This is a genomic window from Stenotrophomonas sp. KH_052 (genome assembly GCF_057838755.1).
This window is the reverse complement of sequence record NZ_CM174475.1, coordinates 1511894-1533814: the sequence shown is the minus strand read 5'-3', so window position 1 is coordinate 1533814 and position 21921 is coordinate 1511894. Positions and strand designations below refer to the sequence as shown.

General features: G+C 66.7%; 16 protein-coding genes and 3 tRNA genes. 8 read left to right on the top strand and 11 right to left on the bottom strand.

Features of this window, described 5'->3' with window-relative positions; genetic code table 11:
- Positions 1-55: 55 nt before the first annotated feature.
- The 3 genes from rlmB to rnr form a co-directional block, all read right to left on the bottom strand.
- Positions 56-799: a 23S rRNA (guanosine(2251)-2'-O)-methyltransferase RlmB gene (gene rlmB / locus AC3ITW_RS07015; RefSeq protein ID WP_012510538.1), complete on the bottom strand. Its 744-nt coding sequence runs from the start codon at positions 797-799 to the stop codon at positions 56-58.
- A 198-nt stretch (positions 800-997) separates the two neighbouring features.
- Positions 998-1492 carry a GFA family protein gene (locus AC3ITW_RS07010; RefSeq protein WP_012510537.1) on the bottom strand — a complete coding sequence of 165 codons (495 nt, stop codon included), beginning with the start codon at positions 1490-1492 and terminating at the stop codon, positions 998-1000.
- 103 nt (positions 1493-1595) lie between these two features.
- A complete protein-coding gene (gene rnr / locus AC3ITW_RS07005) occupies positions 1596-4055 on the bottom strand; it encodes a ribonuclease R (protein WP_012510536.1) in 2460 nt (819 codons plus the stop codon).
- 128 nt (positions 4056-4183) lie between these two features.
- Between rnr and AC3ITW_RS07000 the strand changes: the two genes are divergently transcribed.
- A tRNA-Leu gene (locus AC3ITW_RS07000) sits at positions 4184-4268 on the top strand.
- A 205-nt stretch (positions 4269-4473) separates the two neighbouring features.
- Positions 4474-4560, top strand: a tRNA-Leu gene (locus tag AC3ITW_RS06995).
- A gap of 82 nt (positions 4561-4642) precedes the next feature.
- Here AC3ITW_RS06995 and AC3ITW_RS06990 read toward each other — a convergent pair.
- Positions 4643-5389 carry a sulfite exporter TauE/SafE family protein gene (locus AC3ITW_RS06990; RefSeq protein ID WP_012510535.1) on the bottom strand — a complete coding sequence of 249 codons (747 nt, stop codon included), beginning with the start codon at positions 5387-5389 and terminating at the stop codon, positions 4643-4645.
- A 99-nt stretch (positions 5390-5488) separates the two neighbouring features.
- Between AC3ITW_RS06990 and AC3ITW_RS06985 the strand changes: the two genes are divergently transcribed.
- The 3 genes from AC3ITW_RS06985 to AC3ITW_RS06975 all read left to right on the top strand — a co-directional run bounded on the left by AC3ITW_RS06985 (position 5489) and on the right by AC3ITW_RS06975 (position 7133).
- Positions 5489-6388, top strand: a complete 900-nt coding sequence (locus AC3ITW_RS06985; RefSeq protein WP_012510534.1) for a LysR family transcriptional regulator — start codon at positions 5489-5491, stop codon at positions 6386-6388.
- Positions 6389-6438: 50 nt separating this feature from the next.
- Positions 6439-6525, top strand: a tRNA-Leu gene (locus tag AC3ITW_RS06980).
- Positions 6526-6854: 329 nt separating this feature from the next.
- The gene (locus tag AC3ITW_RS06975) at positions 6855-7133 is read left to right on the top strand and encodes a hypothetical protein (RefSeq protein ID WP_012510533.1); all 279 of its coding nucleotides are present in this window, start codon (positions 6855-6857) and stop codon (positions 7131-7133) included.
- A gap of 132 nt (positions 7134-7265) precedes the next feature.
- Here AC3ITW_RS06975 and emrB read toward each other — a convergent pair whose 3' ends face one another.
- The 4 genes from emrB to emrR are packed head-to-tail and all read right to left on the bottom strand — an operon-like array spanning position 7266 to position 11989.
- The gene (gene emrB, locus AC3ITW_RS06970; protein WP_012510532.1) at positions 7266-8855 is read right to left on the bottom strand and encodes a multidrug efflux MFS transporter permease subunit EmrB; all 1590 of its coding nucleotides are present in this window, start codon (positions 8853-8855) and stop codon (positions 7266-7268) included.
- 7 nt (positions 8856-8862) lie between these two features.
- The gene (gene emrA, locus AC3ITW_RS06965; RefSeq protein WP_046983118.1) at positions 8863-10041 is read right to left on the bottom strand and encodes a multidrug efflux MFS transporter periplasmic adaptor subunit EmrA; all 1179 of its coding nucleotides are present in this window, start codon (positions 10039-10041) and stop codon (positions 8863-8865) included.
- A gap of 11 nt (positions 10042-10052) precedes the next feature.
- A complete protein-coding gene (gene emrC / locus AC3ITW_RS06960; RefSeq protein WP_489390173.1) occupies positions 10053-11549 on the bottom strand; it encodes a multidrug efflux transporter outer membrane subunit EmrC in 1497 nt (498 codons plus the stop codon).
- Positions 11546-11989: a multidrug efflux system transcriptional regulator EmrR gene (gene emrR, locus AC3ITW_RS06955; protein ID WP_025877626.1), complete on the bottom strand. Its 444-nt coding sequence runs from the start codon at positions 11987-11989 to the stop codon at positions 11546-11548. Before emrR ends, emrC begins: the two co-directional genes overlap by 4 nt.
- A gap of 172 nt (positions 11990-12161) precedes the next feature.
- Here emrR and AC3ITW_RS06950 point away from each other — a divergent pair, with 172 nt between their 5' ends.
- Together AC3ITW_RS06950 and parC are read left to right on the top strand one after the other, a co-directional pair.
- Positions 12162-13043, top strand: coding sequence for a helix-turn-helix domain-containing protein (locus tag AC3ITW_RS06950; protein ID WP_012510528.1), 882 nt, complete (start codon positions 12162-12164; stop codon positions 13041-13043).
- Between the two features lie 60 nt (positions 13044-13103).
- Entirely contained in the window at positions 13104-15347 is a 2244-nt protein-coding gene (gene parC, locus AC3ITW_RS06945; protein ID WP_489390172.1) for a DNA topoisomerase IV subunit A, read from the top strand.
- A 304-nt stretch (positions 15348-15651) separates the two neighbouring features.
- Here parC and bfr read toward each other — a convergent pair whose 3' ends face one another.
- The gene (bfr, locus tag AC3ITW_RS06940; protein WP_004151115.1) at positions 15652-16140 is read right to left on the bottom strand and encodes a bacterioferritin; all 489 of its coding nucleotides are present in this window, start codon (positions 16138-16140) and stop codon (positions 15652-15654) included.
- A gap of 127 nt (positions 16141-16267) precedes the next feature.
- Here bfr and AC3ITW_RS06935 point away from each other — a divergent pair, with 127 nt between their 5' ends.
- Positions 16268-18595, top strand: coding sequence for a penicillin acylase family protein (locus tag AC3ITW_RS06935; RefSeq protein ID WP_012510527.1), 2328 nt, complete (start codon positions 16268-16270; stop codon positions 18593-18595).
- A gap of 82 nt (positions 18596-18677) precedes the next feature.
- Here the strand turns inward: AC3ITW_RS06935 and AC3ITW_RS06930 are convergent, their stop codons facing one another.
- Positions 18678-20066 carry a cation:proton antiporter domain-containing protein gene (locus AC3ITW_RS06930; RefSeq protein ID WP_041864491.1) on the bottom strand — a complete coding sequence of 463 codons (1389 nt, stop codon included), beginning with the start codon at positions 20064-20066 and terminating at the stop codon, positions 18678-18680.
- 100 nt (positions 20067-20166) lie between these two features.
- Positions 20167-21858, bottom strand: a complete 1692-nt coding sequence (asnB, locus tag AC3ITW_RS06925) for an asparagine synthase B (RefSeq protein WP_012510525.1) — start codon at positions 21856-21858, stop codon at positions 20167-20169.
- Between the last annotated feature and the right edge of the window lie 63 nt (positions 21859-21921).

Here is a 21921-nt window from a genome sequence, read left to right as displayed (position 1 = left end):
GCCATGCCCGGCGAAGCAATCCGCCGGGCATGGCCCGGCGCTACCGGAAAGCCGATCAACCGCGCTGGCGCACGGCCTCGAACAGGCTGACGCCGGCGGCGACGGAGACGTTCAGGCTCTCGATCTCGCCCGGCATCGGGATCTTGACCAGGCCATCGCAGTTCTCGCGGGTCAGGCGGCGCAGGCCGTCGGCTTCGCCGCCCAGCACCAGGGCGATGTTGCCCTTCAGGTCCAGCTGGTACAGCGAGGCGGTGGCTTCACCGGCCAGGCCGTAGATCCACACGCCCTGCTTCTGCAGATCCTTCAGGCAGCGCGACAGGTTGGTCACCGCCACCACCGGGATCAGATCGGCGGCACCGGCCGAGGTCTTGCGCACGGTGGCATTCACCGAGGCCGACTTGTCCTTGGGAATGATCACCGCGGTGGCACCGGCAGCGGCAGCCGAACGCAGGCAGGCGCCGAGATTGTGCGGGTCCTGCACCTCGTCCAGCACCAGCAGCAGGGCCTTGCCTTCGGCGGCCGTGACCAGGCCTTCCAGCTCGTTCTCGCTGTAGGTCCGGGCCGCGGCATAGCGTGCGGCCACGCCCTGGTGGCGTACTGAACCGCCCACGCCGTCCAGCGCCTGGCTGTTGACCTTGCGCACGTCGATGCCCTTGCGGCGGGCGTTTTCCTCGATCTCGGTCAGGCGCGGGTTCTTCGCACCGGCCTCGACCAGCACTTCGCGGACGTTCTCGGCGTCGTTCTCGATGGAGGAGGCGACGGCGTTGACGCCGACGATCCACTGGCTGTTCTTGCTCATGCGGGCAGGACCGGAAAGGGGGTGGCTATGGTAGAGCATCGGCGCCGACCGCGCTGCGCGCTCGCCGGGCATGGCCCGGCGCTACCCGGTGTGTGTAGACCGTTGGTCCGGGTGGGTGCAGACCGTTGGTCCGGGTGGGTGCGGACTGTTGGTCCGCACGCCTTTGCTCGCCGGGCACGGCCCGGCGCTACCCGCCGCTCAGCCTTCGGCGGAGCGGCTGCGTGGCGGCCAGTGCGGGGTGTCGTGGTCGGGGTGCTGGTGGGACACGATCGTGGCCAGGAACTCCAAGGCCGCGATGTCCTCCTCGGTGCGCCGCGCCGGCAGGCCGGACAGGCTGTCGACGAACCCCAGCTTGCGCTCCACCCCGTACTGGATCGTCGGCGGCAGGCGTTCGGGTTGGTCAAAGGCACCAGCGGCCACGGCCACGCCGTCGGGGGCTTCATAGGTCAACGGGGTACCGCAGTCGGCGCAGAAACCACGCCGCACCACGTTGGACGACTGGAAATAGCGGGGCTGTCCGCGGGTCCAGCTGAACTGCACGCCGCGCACCGAGACCAGCGGCGCGTAGTAGGCACCAAACGCCTTCTGGCACATCCGGCAATGGCAGATCGAACTGTCGGTCAGTTCACCGCGCGCCTGGAAGCGGATCGCGCCGCACTGGCAGCCGCCGCTGTATTCGGGTTGGCCCTGCATGGTGCGTTCCTCCGAAACGTCGTGCCAACCAAGGTTGGCACCTACCGGGTGAGATAGGTGCCGACCGGGTGAGGTGGGTGCCGACCGTTGGTCGGCACACCTTTCAATATTGCTTCTTGGTGCGTTTGGCCGGCTTGCCACGCTCGGGCAGCGGCGGCAGGCCGTCACCCTCTTCCTCGCCCTTGTGCTCGACCAGGCGGAAGTCGATCTTGCGTTCTTCCATGCTGGCCTTCAGCACCAGAATGCGTACCTGGTCACCCAATCGGTAGCTGCTGCCACGGCGTTCACCGGTCAGCGTCTTGCGGGTCGCATCGAACTTGTAATAGTCCTGCGGCAACTGGGTCACGTGGACCAGGCCCTGCACCTTCGAATCGGCCAGCTCAACGAACAGACCGAAGCTGGTCACGCCGCTGATCACGCCATCGAACTGGCCACCCACGTGCTTTTCCATCCACGCCGCGCGGTAGCGCTCGTCGACTTCGCGTTCGGCCTCGTCGGCACGGCGCTCGCGCTCGGAACACTGCAGCGCCAACGCCGCCATCTCGCGCGCGTTGTAGGTGAACTTGTCCAGCGGCTTGCCGGACAACGCGTGCTTGATCGCGCGATGCACCAGCAGGTCGGGATAGCGACGGATCGGCGAGGTGAAGTGCGCGTACGCCTCCAGTGCCAAGCCGAAATGACCATTGTTGTCCGGGCTGTACACGGCCAGGCTCTGGCTGCGCAGCAGTACAGACTCCAGCAGCGTTGCATCGGGGCGGTCGCGGATCTTCTTCAGCAGCTTGGTGTAATCACCCGGGCGCACCTTCGACCACGGCGGCAGGCTCAGCTTGAATTCCTTCAGGAACTCCAGCAGGTCGGCGTACTTGGTCTCCGGCGGCTTCTCATGCACACGGTACGGGGCCGGCACATGGCGCGACAGCAGGTACTTTGCTGCCTCCACGTTGGCCGCGATCATGCATTCCTCGATCAGCTTGTGTGCGTCGTTGCGCACCAGCATCCCGGCCTGGGTCACTTCGCCACGGTTGTCCAGAACGAAGCGTACTTCGCTGCTCTCGAACTCGATGGCGCCGCGCTTGGCGCGTGCCTTGGCCAGCACCTTGTACAGCTGGTGCAGGCGCTGCACCTGCGGCAGCAGGTCGCCGATGAACGCCTTCGCGCCAGCATCGTCCTCGCCCACCGCCTGCCAGACCTGGGTGTAGGTCAGGCGTGCGTGCGAATTCATCACCGCTTCGTAGAAGCGCGAGTGGGAAACCACGCCATCGCGATCGATCTGCATGTCGCAGACGAAGCACATGCGGTCGACCTTCGGCATCAGCGAGCAGATACCGTTGGACAGGGTCTCCGGCAGCATCGGCACCACGAAGCCCGGGAAGTACACCGAGGTCGCACGCTTCTGTGCCTCCTCGTCCAGCGGCGTGCCGGGACGCACGTAGTTGGAGACATCGGCAATGGCCACCACCAAGCGGAAACCATCGGCGTTCGGCTCGCAGTACACCGCGTCGTCGAAATCCTTGGCGTCCTCGCCATCAATGGTGACCAGCGGCGTGCTGCGCAGGTCGACGCGGTCGCCGATCATCGCCGGCTCGACCACCAGCGGCACCGACGCGGCTTCGTCCAACACCTCCTGCGGGAACTCGAACGGCAGTTCATGGCCGTGGATGGCGGTCTCCACCACCAGCGAGGCGGTCAGCTTGTCGCCGAGCACCGCGATGATGCGACCGATCGGCGGACGCCGGCTGTCCGGCGCCTGGGTCAGTTCGCAGACCACCAGCTGGCCGTCGCGCGCACCACCGGTCTGATCCGGCGGTACCTGCACGTTGCGCTGGATGCGCTTGTCATCGGGCACCACGTAATTGATGCCCATCTCGATGCTGAAGCGACCGATCAGACGGGTCATGCCACGTTCCAGCACGCGGGCGATGCTGCCCTCGCGTCGGCCACGGTGGTCGATGCCGGTAACGCGGGCGAGCACCTTGTCGCCGTGCATCACCTTGCGCATTTCATACGGCGGCAGGAACAGGTCGTCGCCGCCCTCGACCGGACGCAGGAAGCCGAACCCTTCCGGGTTGGCGATCACCACGCCTGTGACCAGGTTGAGGGTCTGGATCGGTGCGAAGCCGCCGCGGCGGTTCTGCACCAGCTGGCCGTCACGGACCATGGCGCCGAGCCGGCGCGACAGCGCCTCGGCACGGTCAGGCGCGCCCAGGCCCAGGCGTGCACCCAGCTCCTCGGCAGTCTGCGGCCCTTCGCAACGTTCCAGCAGGGCCAGGATGGCCTCGCGGCTGGCGATGGGCTGTTCGTATTTCTCTGCTTCGCGGGCGGCATAAGGATCGTCGATCACTTTGCCGGTCGGCGGCAGCTTGCGGCCAGGGGCCGGGCCCGGGGCATCAGCGCTACGGATCCTGCGGCCACGTGGCGGAGCGCCACCGTCGGCCAATTCCGGGAGCCAGCCCGGCAGCGGCTTGCCCGGCTTGGTGGTGCGGGCTGCGCCCGCCTTGGCGCCCTTCTTAGGGGCCTGGCTGCGGGACGTGGTCCCGCCCTTGCTTGGTTTTTTGGTAGTCATCGCCCTACATGGTAGCCGTTGACGGCGTGCAGAACGGGTCAGCGTGCCTTTTGAAGAATCTGCGTGAAAAGATTCAGGGAAGTCGTTGACAGCCTGCCAATTCATCTTCACAATTGCGCCTCTGGAACGCCCAGGTGGCGGAATTGGTAGACGCACTAGTTTCAGGTACTAGCGGGTAAAACCGTGGAGGTTCGAGTCCTCTCCTGGGCACCAACGAAAAAACTCCTCGCTTCGGCGGGGATTTTTTTTGCCTGAAATCCGGCGGCAGGGTCGGCCCCCTTTCCACAGGAAAGGGCTCTGACCCCAGGCGAGTGAGATAGGGTCAGAGCCCGTTCCGCACGCGAAACGGGATCCGACCCTGGGTCCAGAAAAGGTGTTGACACCCCCGTAACAACACCCCATAATTCTCCTCCTCGACGCCCAGATGGCGGAATTGGTAGACGCACTAGCTTCAGGTGCTAGCGGGGGCAACTTCGTGGAGGTTCGAGTCCTCTTCTGGGCACCATGTCGAGAAAGAAAACAACCCGCGCAAGCGGGTTTTTTCTTGCCTGTGATTCGGGCCTCTGTAGAGTCGACCGCGACCTCCTTCAGAACAACGGCCGCAGCACCAGCTCCAGCCCGAGCAGCAGCAGGAACCCGAGGAAACACGCACGGAACACGCGTGCGCTGATCCGCTGCCGGATCACCTGCCCCAGCCACATGCCCAGCAGTGCCGGCACCACCGCCAATGCGCTCAGGCCCAGTTGCTGGATACCGAACGCGCCATGCAGCACCAGACCCGTCGTCAGTGAAATCGTCGATACGGTGAACGCCAGCCCGAGCGCCTGCACCAGCTCTTCGCGCTGCAGCCCCAGCGATTGCAGGTACGGCACCGCCGGCATCACGAACACGCCGGTCGCACCAGTCACCATGCCGGACAGTGCACCCACCAGCGGCCCCAGCCAGCGCTCGCGCCGTTCTGGCACCCGGAACACCGGTGCAAACAGCGCGTACGCGGCATAGATCACCAGCGCCATTCCCAAGGCCATGCGCGACCAGGTGCGATCCACCCGTACCAGCAACGCGGCCGAACCCAGCGTCACCACCACCACCGCCAGCATCATCGGCCACAGGCGCCGCATGATGTGGCCCAGTGAGGGGCCGGACAACAACTGCCACGCATTGGTGACGAAGGTCGGGATGAACAGCATCGATGCCGCCGCCACCGGTGACAGCGCGCCGCCCAGCAGGCCCATCGCCACCGTAGGCAGGCCCATGCCGGTCACGCCCTTGACCACACCGGCCAGCACGAACACCGCCACCAGCAGGGAATAGAAGTACGTCGTTTCGTTCATGCCGTCATTGGATCGGGCGGGCCATCGGCGCACAATGCGGTCTTCCCGGCCCTGCCTTCGGCTGAACCGAAGGCTCTGGTGTCACGAGGAGGACAACCCATGCGGATGGACATTGCCGACCTGCGCCTGTTCCTGGCGATTGCCGAGGCGGGCAGCATCACGGCCGGTGCAGCGCAGGCAAACCTGGCACTGGCTTCAGCAAGCGAACGCCTGCGCACGATCGAAGCCGATGCCGGCACCGTACTGCTGAACCGCCATCCGCGCGGCGTCAGCCTCACCGAAGCCGGCGCCGCTCTCGCCCACCATGCACGCTTGATCGTGCAGCAGCAGGCGCAGCTGCGCGGCGAAATGCAGGCGTTCGCCCACGGCGCGCGCGGCACCCTGCACCTGTACGCCAATACCGCCGCACTGACCAACTACCTGCCGTCGCGGCTGGCCCCCTGGCTGGCCGAACGGCCGCGACTGCATGTAGAACTGCTGGAACGCACCAGCCCTGAGGTTGTACGCGCGATCAGTGCCGGCCAGGCCGAGGCCGGCATCATCAGCGACGCGGTCGACGCTGACGGGCTGCAGCAGCACGTGGTTGCCGAAGATCCGCTGGTGATGCTGCTGCCCGCAGACCACCGCTTCGCATCGCGGCGCAGCGTGGCCTTCGCCGATGTTGCCGGCGAGACCTTCGTCGCCCTGGCCGATGGCAACGCACTGCAGACCTACATCGAGGACCAGGCGCACGACATCGGGCGCCGTCTCGACGTCCGCATCCGCATGAAAACCTTCGAAGGCGTGTGCATCATGATCGGCCATGGCATCGGCGTCGGTATCGTGCCGCGCTCCATCGCCCGCCAGCATCGGCGCAGTACGCATACCGTTGCGGTGCCGCTTGCCGATGCGTGGGCACAGCGTCGCCTGTGCGCCTGTTTCGCACACTGGAAAGCGCTGTCACCACCGATGCGCAGCCTGCTGCTGCACCTCGGCGTCGAAGCAGAAAAAAAAGTGTGAAACAGTGTTGACACATTCGCTGCCATGCCGCAAAATTCTTCTCCTGAGTCGCCCAGGTGGCGGAATTGGTAGACGCACTAGCTTCAGGTGCTAGCGGGGGCAACTTCGTGGAGGTTCGAGTCCTCTCCTGGGCACCATGACTCAGCAAATGATCAAACCCGCGCAAGCGGGTTTTTTCATGCCTGCAGTTTGGGATGCGCGATGCATTGCGATTGCCGCTCAGCGTGTCGTATCCGGCACCTCCCTGGCAGCCATCTGCTCGTGCGAGCTCCCACCGGCGCGTCGCTATCACGCCCTGAACGACAACCTTTTCGGGATTCATTCCACGTTTCGTTCGAATTCGTACTTCTCCTGGACGGAATCCACTCGCGATTCCTCGCCTCCGGCAGGCAGATTCTCGGGTGCCGGGTGCAGCTACCCCACCATGCCCTGCCCCTGCGCGCCTTCCCCCAATAAAGGACGCTCCATGCAGCGCAGCATCATCTGCCCCCACTGCCACACTGCCTCCAACCACGGCGTAAGCGTCTGCGTGGGATGCCAGGCCGAAGTCCACTATGGCGCTTCCAGGGAAGCGTACGCGGTTGTTTCTGTTGCCGCCCTTGTCTGCGGCGCATTCGTCGGCAGCCACCCGCAGGCCACTGCCGGCTGGGTCAGCGGCGGCGTCGTGCTTGTGGCAGGAATGTGGGCGCTGGCCCAGCTGTTCCGCGATCGCGTGGTTTTCAAGCGCGTATATCGCACACGCTAGACTCGCACCAATGCGCGTGCCCTGGATGTCCTTCGGTACGCCACCTGACAGACATGACCTGGCGTTGACAGCAACACGCAAACAAGAACCCCGCCTTCCGGCGGGGTTTTGTCTTTCATCAACAATGATTGATCAGTGCCCGCCGCCCGCAGAGGCTGCACCGGCACCGGCACCGAACGGCGGCTTGGCCAGCCACAGGAAGGTGATGATCGCCAGGAAGATCCAGCCCAGCAGGAAGAAGATGTCGTTGAAGCCCATCTGCGAAGCCTGGTGGTTGATCATGTTGTTCAGTACCGCTGCGCCATGCTGCAGGTCGCCCTGCCCCATCGCCGCTACCTGGTCCTGCATGCCCGGCTGGTAGACCGAAATATGCTCGGTCAGGTCCGCATGATGCACCTGGGTACGGCGCGCCCACAGCCACGTCGTCAACGATGCCGCGAAGCTGCCGCCCAGCGTACGCAGGAACGTGGCCAGGCCGGAGCCCGCCGCGATCTCGCGGCCATCCAGGTCCGACAGCAGAATCTGCAGCACCGGCATGAAGAACAAGGCCACGCCGATGCCCATGATCAGCTGCACGCCGGCCACGTGCTGGAAGTCCACCTGCAGGTTGAAGCCGGAGCGCAGGAAGCTGGTCATCGACAGGAACACGAAGGCGATGGTTGCCAGCATGCGCATGTCGAAGCGCGATGCATACTTGCCCACGAACGGGGTCATGATCACTGGCAGGATGCCGATCGGCGCCGTCGCCAGGCCAGCCCAGATCGCGGTGTAGCCCATGTCACGCTGCAGCCACTGCGGGATCAGCAACGCCACGCTGAAGAACGCCGCATAGGCCACCACCATTGCCAGCGTACCGGCGCGGAAGTTGCGGTGCCGGAACAGCTTCAGGTCGACGATCGGATCCTTGTCGGTCAATTCCCAGATCAGGAACACGGTCAGCGTCACCACCGCCACGCAGGCCAGCACCACGATCTTCATCGACGAGAACCAGTCTTCGTCGTTGCCCAGGTCGAGCACCAGCTGCAGTGCGCCGACACCGATCACCAGCGTGACCAGGCCGACGTAGTCCATCTTCGGTTTCTCGATGTGCTCCGGGCGCCCCTTCAGCTGGTTGCCCACCACCAGCGCGGCGAAGATACCCAGCGGCACATTGATCAGGAAGATCCATTCCCAGCTGTAGTTGTCGGTAATCCAACCACCGAGGATCGGCCCGCAGATCGGCGCCACCACGGTGATCATCGCCAGCAGCGCCAGCGCCTGTCCGCGTTTCTCGCGTGGATAGATCGAGACCAGCAGCGACTGCGTGATCGGGTACATCGGGCCGGCCACGAAGCCCTGCAGCGCACGCGACAGCACCAGCATGCCCATGCTCTGCGCCAGGCCGCACAGAAGCGAAGTGATGACGAACGCCAGCGTGGCCCAGACGAACAGCTTGCGTTCGCCGAAGCGACGGCTGAGCCAGCCGGTCAGCGGCAGCGCGATGGCCGTGCTGACCGCGAACGAGGTGATGACCCAGGTCGCCTGCTGCGAACTGGCACCGAGATTACCGGCGATGGTCGGCAGCGAGACGTTGGCGATGGTGGTGTCGAGCACCTGCATGAACGACGCCATTGCCAGGCCGATGGTGCACAGGGCGACGCTGGGCGGCAGGAACCCGGAGGCCGCACCCGGCGCCGCCGGTGCGCCCGGAGTGCCGGGCGCGGCTGGAGCTTGTGCGGACATGGCGACCTCAGCCCACCTTCGCCTGCTGCGGCAGGTTGCCCTGGATGATCGTGTGGATCACCTCGTCGGCATCATGCAGCTGCTTGGCATACACGTCGGTGTCGAACACCGTGCCCTTGGCCGGGGTGCTCGGCAGCACTTCGCCCTTCTGGTCGCGCAGGCTCACTTCAGCCTTCATCGACAGGCCGATGCGCAGCGGATGTTCGGCCAGCTGCTTGGCATCGATGGCGATACGCACCGGCACGCGCTGCACGATCTTGATCCAGTTGCCGCTGGCGTTCTGTGCCGGCAGCAGCGAGAACGCCGAGCCGGTGCCCAGGCCCAGGCTGTCGATGCGGCCCTTGTACTTCACGTCACCGGCGTACAGGTCCGACTTCAGCTCCACTTCCTGGCCCAGGCGCATGTGGCGCAGCTGGGTTTCCTTGAAGTTGGCCTCGACCCACATCTGCTCGGTCGGCACCACCGCCATCAGGGCATTGCCGGGCTGCACGCGCTGGCCGACCTGCACCGAACGACGGGCCACGTAGCCGGTAACCGGCGCGACGATGCCGGCGCGGGCGTTGTTGAGGAAGGCCTGGCGCAGCTGCGCAGCGGCGGCCTGCACATCCGGCTGGGTGGCGATCACGGTGTCGTCGACCAGCGCGCGGTTGCGCTCGACCGTCTCGCGCGAACCGGCCACGGCCGCTTCGGCAGCGGCCAGCTCATCGCGGGCGTGGGCCAGTTCTTCGTTGGAGATGGCGCCGGTGGTGGCCAGATCCTTGCGGCGGGCGAAGTCGTCGCGCACGCGCTTCAGGGTCACCTGGCGGGCGTTCAAGTCCGCCTGCGCACCTTCCACGCTGCGGTACAGGCCACGGGTCTGGCGCACGGTCTTGGCCAGGTTGGCTTCGGCCTGCTGCAGGGCTACTGCGGTGTCGGACGGATCCAGCTGCACCAGCAGCTGTCCGCGCTCCACGCGCATGCCGTCATCGGCGTTGATGGCGACCACGGTACCGGCCACCAGCGGGGTGATCTGCACCTGGTTGCCCTGCACGTAGGCGTCGTCGGTTTCTTCGAACCAACGGCCGAACATGAAATACCACAGCGCCAGTGCGGCAAGCAGCAGCACGACGATCACGAACAGGCCGCGCAGCAGATTGCCGCGGCGGTTGGGGGCGGCCGGGGCCGCAGTGTCTTGGGTCTGGCTCATGGCAGGGATCTTCAGGAATGCGAGGAATCGGAATGGGAAGCAAGCGGCGCAGCGCGGTCGGCATCACTGGGCTGGAAACCACCGCCCAGCGCCTTGCTCAGGCGCACCGAGGTCTGCACCTGCTGCGACTGCAGGCCGGCCAGCTGCTGCTGTGACTGCAGCAGGGTGGACTGCGCGGTCAGCACGTCCAGGTAGCTGCCGATGCCGGCGCGATAGCGCTGCTGGGCCAGGTCGAAGGCCGAACGTGCGGTGTCCACCGCCTGCTGCTGTGCCTGCGACTGCTGCGCCAGCGAGCGCACCGCGTTGACTTGGTCGGCCACGTCGCGCAGTGCATCGAGCACGGTCTGGTTGTAGTTGGCCACCGCCAGGTCGTACTGCGCATCGGTGTTGGCCAGGTTGGCGCGCAGCTTGCCGCCTTCGAAGATCGGCAGGCTCAGCGCCGGGCCGATATAGGCGTAGGTGGAGCTGCTCTTCAGCAGGTCGCCCACGTTCGGTGCGACCACGCCAGCCAGTGCGGTCAGGTTGAAGCTCGGGTAGAACTTGGTCCTGGCGACCTTGATCTGCTTGTCGGCCGCTTCCACGCGCCAGCGCGCGGCAACGATGTCCGGACGACGGCCGAGCAGCTCGCTGGGCAGCACGCCCGGCAGCTGCAGCGCCATCGGGTTCAATGCCTGCGGACGCTGGATCGACAGGCCGCGGTCCGGGCCCTTGCCGACCAGGGCGGCCAGCGCGGTGCGGGCGGCGTCGATGCGCTGCTGTGCGGCCAGCACCTGCTGCTGCGCGGCCGGCACGCGGGCCTCGGCCTGGCGCACCTGCAGGTCGCTGTCGATGCCGGCGCTGCGGCGCTGGCGGGTCAGCTGAAGCGACTTCTGCGAGCGGGTCAGCTCTTCCTCGGCCACGTCGTTGAGCTGCCACGCGTAGGCCAGGTCGGCATAGGCCTGGGCGATGCCGGTCGACAGGTTCAGGCGCGCGGCCTGGGCTTCAACAGTGGCGGCATGCGCGCCATCCACGGCGGCCTCCCAGGCAGCGCGCTTGCCGCCCCACAGGTCCACGCCATAGCTGAAATCAAACGCGACCTGGCTGCTGCCAGCGTAATGGCCTCCCATCTCGCTGCCGGCCATCGACTCGGGCAGGCGCAGACCGGTGTAGCCACCGGACACCGACAGGCTGGGCAGGCGATCGGCACGCGCGGTACCGACCTGCGACTGCGCCTGGCGCAGGCGCGCATCGGCAGCGTCCAGGCTCGGGTGGCCGGCCAGGCCCTCGGCGACCAGCGCGTCCAGCTGCGCATCGCCCAGTGCCTTCCACCAGTCCTGCGCCGGGAAGCCGGTGGCGCTCAGGTCGGTGTCGGCCAGGGTGCGTTCACTGTGCAGGCTGTCCACTTCGAGCACATGGCCCTGCGGGTTGAGGCCACGACTGCTGGCGCAGGCGGCCAAGGCCAGGGCCAGCGCTGATACCAGCAGCGCGCGCCCGGACCGGCGGAGAGTGGAATGCGGGATCGGGTTCATGGGGTCGTCAGGGAATCGCGGATTCGGGTAAGGAGGGACAGCAGCTGCGTGCGTTCGTCGGCGGACAGGTCACGCAGGGCGTAATCCATCACCGCGTCGCCACGCAGCTTCAGCCGCGCCCACAGCGCGCGGCCTTCATCGGTCAGCACGATCTGCAGCGCACGCCGGTCCTGGGCATGCGGCTCGCGGCGTACGCAGCCCAGTGCCTCCAGCTTGTCCAGCAGACGGGTCACCGCACTGGGCACCTGGTCGATGGCCTGGGCCAGTTCATTGGCCGTGCACGGCGCCATGTTCGAAAGCACCTTCAACCCGATGTAGTGGGTGAAGCCGATGCCGAGGTCTTCTTCAGCCATGGAGGCGTCGAGTTGGCGGACCAGGCCGTCGCGCACCTGGCGCAGCAGCAGGCCGAAGCTGGGGGGAGTGGTTGCAGGACAGATCATGGGGGAGCATTCTCTTCCAAAAAAAATATTTCTCAATGGAAATATTCGATCTGGCATCGAATGCTGTGTTGCAGCAGTGGGCTGGATCAGTGAAGGCGCTCACCTTAATGGCCCACTCAGCTGGCCCGGTAGTACAATTCAGCCAATGGATGACACATTTCAGCCAGCGGATATGATGAACAAGGCAGAAATCCCCCCTCCCAAGCGCCTGCTGCGTGATGACGCACTGGACTGGTTCGAGCGCAATGACGGCCCTCCGGTTGTCGCTTTCCGCTTCGACAGCCCGCAGGGCCTGGTCCGTGAAGTGGACTGGCATCACCACCAGCGCGCACAGCTGATCTGTGTCGAGCGCGGTCTGTTGACCACCCGCACTTCGCACGGCACGTGGTCGCTGGCGCCGGGTTCGGCCGGCTGGATGCCGCCGCTGGAGCCGCATACGGTCACCCTCGACGGGCCATTGCGTGGCTGGGGCATGGCGCTGGCCGCGCCCGCCTGCGCCGCCCTGCCCTCCGACCCCTGCGTGCTGGGCCTGTCCAAGCTGGCGCAGGCGCTGGCCGACCGTATCTGCGAATGGCCGCTGGGCTATGCCACCACCCCTGAGCGCCAGCACATCATTGATGTGCTGCTGGACGAAATCCGCACCGCCCCGCGCCAGCGCATGCACCTGCCGATGCCGCACGACCGGCGCCTGCTGAAGATCGCATCGCAGCTGCTGGCCGACCCGTCCGACGAGCGCAGCCTGGCCGAATGGGCGCACTGGGCGGGCCTGTCGCCGCGCAGCCTGACCCGCCACTTCCGCGACGAGACCACGCTCAGCTTCGCCCAGTGGCGGCAGCAGGCCCGCCTGTCCGAGGCGCTGCGCCAGCTGACCGACGGCCGCAGCGTGGCCGATATCGCCCACGCGCTGGGCTTCAGCAGCGCCAGCGCCTTCGTCACCGTGTTCCGCCGCCACTTCGGTTTGCCGCCAGGGCGCTACCTGGCGCGGGCCGGGCATGGCCTGGAAACCGGGCTGGACCCTGCGCGCGGCTTGGCATCCCCGGCCGCATCCGGATAATCACAGGATTGCGAGCGGCGACCGCCGTCGCCGCCTCCCGACAATAGGTAACAACGCCGCATGACCGATCTTGCCCGCCCCGTGTTCCACGGATTCGAACAACTGCCGCTGCGCGAGTACGCCGAACGCGCCTACCTCGACTACTCGATGTACGTGGTCCTGGACCGTGCCCTGCCGTTCATCGGCGACGGCCTGAAGCCGGTACAGCGCCGCATCATCTATTCGATGAGCGAGCTGGGCCTGAATGCCGCGTCCAAGCCGAAGAAGTCCGCGCGCACCGTCGGTGACGTCATCGGTAAGTACCACCCGCATGGCGACAGCGCGTGCTACGAGGCGCTGGTGCTGATGGCGCAGCCGTTCTCGTACCGCTACCCGCTGATCGAGGGCCAGGGCAACTTCGGCTCCAGCGACGACCCGAAGTCGTTCGCGGCGATGCGTTACACCGAATCCAAGCTGACCCCGATTGCCGAAGTGCTGCTGGGCGAACTGGGCCAGGGCACCACCGACTGGGCGCCGAACTTCGACGGCACCCTGCAGGAGCCGACCTGGATGCCGGCGCGGCTGCCGCACCTGCTGCTGAACGGCACCACCGGCATTGCCGTAGGCATGGCCACCGACGTACCGCCGCACAATCTCAACGAGATCGTCAGCGCGCTGCTGCACCTGCTGGACAACCCCGAGGCCAGCGTGCGCGACCTGTGCGAGCACGTGCAGGGACCGGACTACCCCTCCAGCGCCGAGATCATCACTGCGGCCAATGACCTGCGGAACATGTACGAGACCGGCAACGGCAGCGTGCGTGCGCGTGCGACCTTCACCAAGGAAGCCAACAACATCGTGGTCACCGCGCTGCCGTTCCAGGTGTCGCCGTCGAAGGTGATCGAGCAGATCGCCGCGCAGATGCGCGCCAAGAAGCTGCCGTGGCTGGAAGACATCCGCGATGAGTCCGACCACGCCAACCCGGTGCGCGTGGTGCTGGTGCCGCGTTCCAACCGCGTCGACGCCGAGCAGCTGATGGGCCACCTGTTCGCCACCACGGACATGGAGCGCAGCTACCGCGTCAACCTCAACGTGATCGGGCTGGACGGCCGTCCGCAGGTGAAGAACCTGAAGATGCTGCTCAGCGAATGGCTGACCTTCCGCAGCAACACGGTCACCCGCCGCCTGCAGCATCGCCTGCAGAAGGTCGAGCGCCGCCTGCACCTGTTGGAAGGCCTGCTGGTCGCCTTCCTCAACCTGGATGAGGTGATCCACATCATCCGGACCGAGGACGAACCGAAGGCCGCGCTGATCGCGCGCTTCGGCCTGTCCGACGACCAGGCCGAGTACATCCTGGAAACCAAGCTGAAACAGCTGGCGCGCCTGGAAGAGATGAAGATCCGTGGCGAGCAGGACGAGCTGGCCAAGGAGCGCGAGAAGATCCTCGGCACCCTCGACAGCAAGACCAAGCTGAAGAAGCTGATCCGCGACGAACTGACCGCCGATGCCAAGAAATTCGGCGACGCACGCCGTTCGCCGCTGGTGCAGCGCCAGGCCGCGCAGGCCATCGACGAGACCGAGCTGGTGCCGAGCGAGCCGATGACGGTGGTGATGTCCGAGAAGGGCTGGATCCGCGCCGCCAAGGGCCACGACATCGATGCCTCGACGCTGTCCTATCGCGATGGCGACGCGCTGCAGGGTGCGGTGCGCGCACGCAGCACCCAGCAGGTCGCGTTCCTGGACAGCGAGGGTCGCGCCTACTCGACGCCGGTGCATACCCTGCCCTCCGCGCGTGGCAACGGTGAACCGCTGACCGGCCGCTTCTCGCCGGCCGCGGGCACCAGCTTCGTGACCCTGGCCAGCGCCGAGCCGGAGACCCGCTTCGTGCTGGCCTCCACCCACGGCTACGGCTTCGTCACCCGCTTCGAGAACCTGATCGGCCGCAACAAGGCCGGCAAGGCGATGCTGAACCTGTCAGCCGGTTCGACCGTGCTGACCCCGTCGGTGGTGGCCAACGTCGCCACCGACCGCATCGTGGCGGTGACCAGTTCGGGCAACCTGCTGGCAATCGCCGCCAACGACCTGCCGGAACTGGACAAGGGCAAGGGCAACAAGATCATCGAGATCCCCAAGGCCAAGCTCGCCACCGAACGCGTGGTCGCCATCGTGGCGATCAGCCCGGGGCAGACCCTGCAGGTACGCAGCGGGCAGCGCACGATGGGGCTGAAGTTCAACGAGCTCGACGCCTACCTCGGCGCCCGCGCCACCCGCGGCCACCTGCTGCCGCGTGGCTGGCAGAAGGTCGAAGGGCTGTCGGTGGAATGAGGGCTGGGGGTCGGATCCCGTTCCGTCGGAACGGGCTCTGACCCCGGGCAACGTCCCTGGTAGGTGTCAACCTTGGTTGACACGCCTTGCCGGAGATCAGACACGAAAAAGCCGGGGCATTCCCCGGCTTTTTCGTTGTCGGCTGGCGGGCGGTGGAGCAGCTGGCTGGCGAAGGCTGGCTGGCGGTGCTCCGATGCTGGCGGGCGACAGAACGCTGTGCTTCTTCTGGTAGAGCCGACCGCTGGTCGGCTGCTCTGCGAAATGCAGCCGACCAGCGGTCGGCTCTACAGTGAGCGGTGCCGGCTCAGTGCGCCGGGGCGCCGTTGCCGTCGATCTTGCTCAGCTGGTACAGCTCCAGGCCGATGCGCTTGATCAGGCCCAGCTGCTGTTCCAGCCACCAGGCGTGGTCTTCCTCGGTGTCCTTCAGCTGCGCCAGCAGCATGTCGCGGCTCACGTAGTCGCCCTTCTCTTCGCACAGCTTCATGCCGGCGGCGAGATTGTTCCGAACCGCGTATTCAGTGTCGAGATCCTTCTGCAGCATCTCCTCCACGGTCTTGCCCGGCTCGGTGGCATGCGGGCGCATGTCCGGGTCGCCGCCGAGGAACAGGATCCGGCGCAGCAGCGCGTCGGCGTGCTGGGTTTCCTCTTCCATCTCGTGGTTCAGGCGTTCGTACAGCGCGAACAGGCCCTGGTCCTCGTAGCGGCGGGAATGGATGAAGTACTGGTCGCGGGCAGCGAGTTCGCCGCGCAGCAGTTCCTTCAGGCAGGCGATGACGTCCGGGTTGCCTTTCATGGGGGGGGGGCTCCTGTGAATCGATGTGACATAGGGTGCCGCATTTCAAAATACGGTGATCTAATCGGAATCAGTCGCAGTTGCGCCTGCGGCTACAATCGGCCCACGAGTTCGGAAAGGACGTGCGATGCGACGTACATGGCGTTGGGTGCTGGGCGTGCTGATCGCCATCGTGCTGGTTACCGTACTGGGCCTGTGGCTGCTGCTGCGCGGCAGCCTGGCCGACCTCGACGGCGAACATGCACTGCCTGGGCTGGCCAGGCCGGTCACCATCGAGCGCGATGCGCTGGGCGTGGTCACCATCACTGCCGGCAGTCAGGCCGACGCGATGCGTGCACTCGGCCACGTGCACGCACAGGAGCGCTATTTCGAGATGGACCTGATGCGCCGCAGTGCCGCCGGCGAGCTGTCGGCGCTGTTCGGGCCGAAGGCCATCGACGCCGACAAGCGCATGCGCGTGCACCGGCTGCGCGCGCGCACCGAGGCGAACATGCAGGCTGCGCTGGGCGACAACATCGAAGCCGTGAGCGCCTACGTCGGAGGGGTCAACGAGGGCCTGACCGATCTCTCCGTGCGACCGTGGGCCTACCTGCTGCTGCGGCAATCGCCACAGCCGTGGCAGGCCAGTGACAGCGTGCTGGCCGGCCTGGCCATGTACGCCGACCTGCAGGACCCGAACAACCAGACCGAGCTTGCCCTGAGCCGCATCCGCGCGGTGGTGCCGCCGGCGCTGTACGCGCTGATCGCCCACGACGGCACCGAATGGGATGCACCGCTGTTTGGCGAAGCCACCGGCAACGCGGCCCTGCCCGATGCAAGCCAGCTCGATCTGCGCACATTGAAGGGAAAGCAGGGCACCGAGCAGGAGGAGGCGGACGTCATCGGCAGCAACAACTTCGCGGTGGCCGGCGCACTCACTGCCGACGGCCGCGCGATCGTCGCCGACGACATGCACCTGGGCCTGCGCGCGCCTGGCCTGTGGTTCCGGGTGCGCCTGCGTTACCCCGACCCGCAGGCTGCTGGCGGCCAGGTCGACGTCACCGGCTTCTCGCTGCCTGGCCTGCCGGCGGTAATTGTCGGCAGCAACGGCCACGTCGCCTGGGGCTTCACCAACAGCTACATCGACACGGCGGACTACCGCACGGAACCGGCCAACGCCGCCGTCACCGTGCACGAGGAACGCATTGCGGTGGCCGGCCAGGCCGATGTGGTGTTTCCGGTGCGCGAAACCGCCTGGGGGCCGATCCTGCACACCCATGTCGATGGCAGCGGCGATGCGCTGCGTTGGGTCGCACACCTGCCCGGCGCGGTGCGCCTGGACTTCGGTGACCTGGCCCGTGCCGGCGACCTGGACGGCGCCCTGCACTTCGCCGACCGCGCCGGCATTCCTGCGCAGAACCTGGTGGTCGGCGACCGCAGCGGACGCATTGCCTGGCGGCTGATCGGTGCCCGTCCTGACCGCGGCCCCGGCTGTGCACCGGCCGGCTTCAATGCCGCCAGCAACCAGGACTGCGCGCCGTGGCCGATCCGCAGCGATGCCTCGCCGGCGCTGATCGATCCCCCCAACCATCGCCTGTGGACCGCCAACGGTCGCGTCCTCGACGGCGAGGCGCTGGCTACCGTCGGCAACGGTGGCTATGACCTCGGCGCGCGTGCGCAGCAGATCCGCGATCTGCTCGCCATCCAGGACCGCTTCGACGAACACGACCTGCTGGCGATCCAGCTCGATGATCGCGCCGTGTTTCTGCAGCGCTGGTGGGCGTTGCTGCATGACGTCATCGAACGCAGTGACGATCCTGCGCTGAAGCGGTTGAAGTCCGTCAGCCACCAATGGGGCGGCCGGGCCTCGGCCAGCTCGGTGAGCTACCGGGTGGTGCGCGAGTTCCGAACGCAGGTGATGGATACCCTGTCCGATGCACTGCTGGCACCGGCCAACGCGCAGCTGGGCGATGACTATCTGGACCCACGCCTGGCACAACTTGAAGGTGTGGCCTGGCCGATGCTGCAGCAACGCCCCGCCAACCTGTTGCCACCGGCCTACGACAGCTGGGACGCGCTGCTGCTTGATGCCGCACGCCGCACCGAGAGCGAGCTGGCCAAGCAGGGCCCACTGGCCCAGCGCACCTGGGGAGAGCGCAACACCGCGGCGCTCTGCCACCCTGTCACACGGGCGTTGCCCGAGGTCGCCAAGCGCTGGCTGTGCATGCCCGCCGACCCGCTGCCCGGCGACCGTGACATGCCGCGCGTGCAGACGCCCAACTTCGGCGCCTCCGAACGCATGGTGGTTTCGCCCGGCCACGAGGCCGACGGCATCGTGCACATGCCCGGCGGCCAGAGCGGGCACCCGCTGTCGCCGTACTGGGGCGCCGGCCACGAAGACTGGGTGCATGGGCGGCCGACGCCGTTCCTGCCCGGCAAAGCGCAGCACACGATGACGCTGGTGCCAGCGCGGTAGTGCCGGCCGCTGGCCGGCAACCTCATGATGCTGGACACACCAGCCTGGATGCCGGCCAGCGGCCGGCACTACCGTCCAGCGCTCAGCCCCGGCGTCGCTCGATCAGGTTCAGCAGCGGCCCGGTCATCGCCGTGGTCACCAACGCCATGATCACCAGCACCGCGAACAGGCGGTCGCCGAGCAGGCCCAGCTCGTAGCCCAGGTTGAGCACGATCAGCTCCATCAGGCCACGGGTGTTCATCAACGCGCCCAGCCGCCACGCTTCGCGTGTGGGCATGCCGGCGCTGCGTGCGGCACTGAAGGTGCCCAGCAGCTTGCCGGCCGTGGCCACCGCAATCACCACCACGCACAACACGATATCGCTGGCCTGCAGCGCATCGGCGCGCATGCGCAGGCCGGTCATGGCGAAGAACAACGGCAGCAGCAGGGTCACCGCGAACGGTTCGACGCGGGCCATCAACAGGTCGCGCAGCTGCGCGTTGGACGATACCGCGACGCCCGCAGCGAATGCACCGAACAGGGCGTGGATGCCCAGCATCTCGGTGACCAGCGCACTGGCCAGCGACAGCAGCAGGATGCCCAGCAGCCAACGTCCCTCACGGCCCGGCGCGATCTGCTGGCGGGCAAACCACGGCTTCACCAGCCCCAGCATCAGCGCCACGAACACGACCACGCACAGCAGGTTGAGGCTGGCCGGCAACCAGCCGCTGGCCTGGGCCGCAGCGACGATCAAGGCCAGCAGGCACCAGGCGGTGGCATCGCCCAATGCCGCGCAGGCGATCGCGGTCTGACCCAATGGCGTCTGTGTGATCCCACGATCGGCAAGGATGCGCAGCAACACGGGGAACGCGGTGATGCTCATCGAAATACCAACGAAAAGCGCGAAGGCAGTGAAGCCCACGCCCTGCGGGCCGTGCTGCGGATACAGCCAGATCGCCAGGGCGACGCCAAGCACGAACGGCACCGCGATGCCGGCATGGCTGACCGTGAAGGCGAAGCGCCGGCGGCCACGCAGCGCCGCCAGGTCCAGCTCGGCACCGGCCACCAGCAGGAACATCAGCACGCCCAGCTGGCTGAGCATGCCCAGCGGCCCCAGCGAACTGGCCGGGAACAAGGCACCATGCAGCTGCGGCAGCAGGCTGCCGAGCACCAGCGGCCCCATCATCAGGCCAGCGGCCATCTCGCCGATCACCGCCGGTTGTCCAAAGCGCTTGAGCAGCGCGCCCGCGCCCTTGGCCACCAGCAGCAGCACCAGCAGCTGCAGCAGGAACAGGCCCAGCGGTGAGGCAAGGTGCTGCGCCCAGCTGCCTTCGGCGGCTACCGAGGCACGGGCGACCGCCGCAGGCGCTGCCGGCCCGGCATACCGCGCCAGCAGCACCCCGGCCAGCAATGGCACGCCGGCCCAGGCCAGATAACGCCATCCCCATTTCATCGGCGGCGCCTGGCCCCCGGTCTGTACGCCCATGAACATTCCCCAATGTGCAGGGGGCGATGATACGAAAAAGGGGACGGAGGGGATTAAGTCGTTTGTGGCAAAAACGACTTAATCCCCTCCGTCCCCTTTTTGGGACTTAGGCCAGTGCCTGCTCGTGCACGCCGGCAATCGCGCGGCCCGAGGGGTCCGCCGCTGCCGCGAAGCTGGCATCCCAGGCAATGGCGGCCGGCGACGAACAGGCAATCGACTTGCCGCCCGGCACGGTCTCCGCCGCAGCACGACTCGGGAAGAACTGCTCGAACAGGTGGCGGTAGTAGTACGCCTCCTTGGTCTGCGGCGGGTTGTGCGCGAAGCGCTTGTCCGCTGCCGCCAACACACGGTCGCTCACCTGCGCTTCGGCATGCGCCTTCAGCCCGTCGATCCAGCCGTAGCCGACGCCATCGCTGAACTGCTCCTTCTGCCGCCACAGGATGCTGTCCGGCAGGTAGCCCTCGAATGCTTCGCGCAGCACCGCCTTCTCGATGCGGCGCCCACCGAAGCCGGCACCGACCATCTTGTGCGCGGCATCGAAGCGCATCGCCACGTCGAGAAACTCGCGGTCGAGGAACGGGACACGCGGCTCCACGCCCCAGGCCATCATCGACTTGTTGGCGCGCAGGCAATCGTAGTTGTGCAGGGCATCGAGCTTGCGTACCAGCTCGTCGTGGAATTCGCGTGCATCCGGCGCCTTGTGGAAGTACAGGTAGCCACCGAAGATCTCATCGCTGCCTTCGCCGGAGAGCACCATCTTCACGCCCATCGCCTTGATCCGCCGCGCCAGCAGGAACATCGGCGTGGAGGCACGGATGGTGGTGACGTCATAGGTTTCGATGTGGCGGATCACCTCCGGCAGCGCATCGAGGCCTTCCTCGAAGGTGTATTCGAAGCCGTGATGCACGGTGCCGAGTGCCTCGGCAGCGATCGCCCCGGCCGCCAGATCGGGCGAGCCCTTCAGGCCGATCGCGAACGAATGCAGGCGCGGCCACCAGGCTTCGGTCTGCCCGCCATCCTCGATGCGGCGGCGCGCATAGCGCGCGGCCACCGCCGCCACCAGCGACGAATCGAGGCCGCCGGACAACAGTACGCCGTACGGCACGTCACTCATCAGCTGGCGTTCCACCGCATGTTCGAAAGCCTGGCGCAGCTCGGCGAGGTCGGCCTGGCGGCCCTGCACGTCGCCATAGTCCCGCCACGGCTGCTGGTAGTAGCGCACCAGCTCACCGCTGGCACTGTCGAAATAGTGGCCCGGCGGGAACTGCGCGACATCGGCACAGGTATCGACCAGTGCCTTCATTTCCGAGGCTACGCGCAGCCGGCCATGTGCATCGTGACCCCAGTACAGCGGCACCACGCCGACCGGATCGCGTGCCACCAGTACACGGCCAGCATCGCGATCCCACAGGGCGAAGGCGAAGATGCCGTTGAGCTGTTCCAGCCACTGTGCTGGCGTACCGCCCTGACGGTACAGCGCGTTGATCACTTCACAGTCCGAACCGGTCTGGAAGTCGTAGGCGGTGGTCAACGTGGCCTTCAGCTGCTGGTGGTTGTAGATCTCGCCGTTGACCGCCAGCGCCAGCTGGCCATCGGCCGACAACAACGGCTGCGAACCACCGGCCGGGTCGACGATGGCCAGCCGCTCATGGACCAGCAGCGCACCTTCGTCGAGGTACACGCCGCTCCAGTCCGGGCCACGGTGGCGCTGGCGCTGCGACAGTTCCAGCGCATGGCGGCGCAGGGCGGGAAGATCGTCACCGGCCTGCAGGCCGAAGATTCCGAAGATCGAACACATGGCAGAGCTCCTGTTGTGGGGATTTCACGGGGAAGGTGTTCGACCGGCAACCAGGCCCGGGTG

What these genes read in the sequence shown, in the direction of transcription:
- rlmB (WP_012510538.1), bottom strand. Translation starts at nt 799, where the DNA reads ATGAGCAAGAACAGCCAGTGGATCGTCGGCGTCAACGCCGTCGCCTCC.
- AC3ITW_RS07010 (WP_012510537.1), bottom strand. Translation starts at nt 1,492, where the DNA reads ATGCAGGGCCAACCCGAATACAGCGGCGGCTGCCAGTGCGGCGCGATC.
- rnr (WP_012510536.1), bottom strand. Translation starts at nt 4,055, where the DNA reads ATGACTACCAAAAAACCAAGCAAGGGCGGGACCACGTCCCGCAGCCAG.
- AC3ITW_RS06990 (WP_012510535.1), bottom strand. Translation starts at nt 5,389, where the DNA reads ATGAACGAAACGACGTACTTCTATTCCCTGCTGGTGGCGGTGTTCGTG.
- AC3ITW_RS06985 (WP_012510534.1), top strand. Translation starts at nt 5,489, where the DNA reads ATGCGGATGGACATTGCCGACCTGCGCCTGTTCCTGGCGATTGCCGAG.
- AC3ITW_RS06975 (WP_012510533.1), top strand. Translation starts at nt 6,855, where the DNA reads ATGCAGCGCAGCATCATCTGCCCCCACTGCCACACTGCCTCCAACCAC.
- emrB (WP_012510532.1), bottom strand. Translation starts at nt 8,855, where the DNA reads ATGTCCGCACAAGCTCCAGCCGCGCCCGGCACTCCGGGCGCACCGGCG.
- emrA (WP_046983118.1), bottom strand. Translation starts at nt 10,041, where the DNA reads ATGAGCCAGACCCAAGACACTGCGGCCCCGGCCGCCCCCAACCGCCGC.
- emrC (WP_489390173.1), bottom strand. Translation starts at nt 11,549, where the DNA reads ATGAACCCGATCCCGCATTCCACTCTCCGCCGGTCCGGGCGCGCGCTG.
- emrR (WP_025877626.1), bottom strand. Translation starts at nt 11,989, where the DNA reads ATGATCTGTCCTGCAACCACTCCCCCCAGCTTCGGCCTGCTGCTGCGC.
- AC3ITW_RS06950 (WP_012510528.1), top strand. Translation starts at nt 12,162, where the DNA reads ATGATGAACAAGGCAGAAATCCCCCCTCCCAAGCGCCTGCTGCGTGAT.
- parC (WP_489390172.1), top strand. Translation starts at nt 13,104, where the DNA reads ATGACCGATCTTGCCCGCCCCGTGTTCCACGGATTCGAACAACTGCCG.
- bfr (WP_004151115.1), bottom strand. Translation starts at nt 16,140, where the DNA reads ATGAAAGGCAACCCGGACGTCATCGCCTGCCTGAAGGAACTGCTGCGC.
- AC3ITW_RS06935 (WP_012510527.1), top strand. Translation starts at nt 16,268, where the DNA reads ATGCGACGTACATGGCGTTGGGTGCTGGGCGTGCTGATCGCCATCGTG.
- AC3ITW_RS06930 (WP_041864491.1), bottom strand. Translation starts at nt 20,066, where the DNA reads ATGTTCATGGGCGTACAGACCGGGGGCCAGGCGCCGCCGATGAAATGG.
- asnB (WP_012510525.1), bottom strand. Translation starts at nt 21,858, where the DNA reads ATGTGTTCGATCTTCGGAATCTTCGGCCTGCAGGCCGGTGACGATCTT.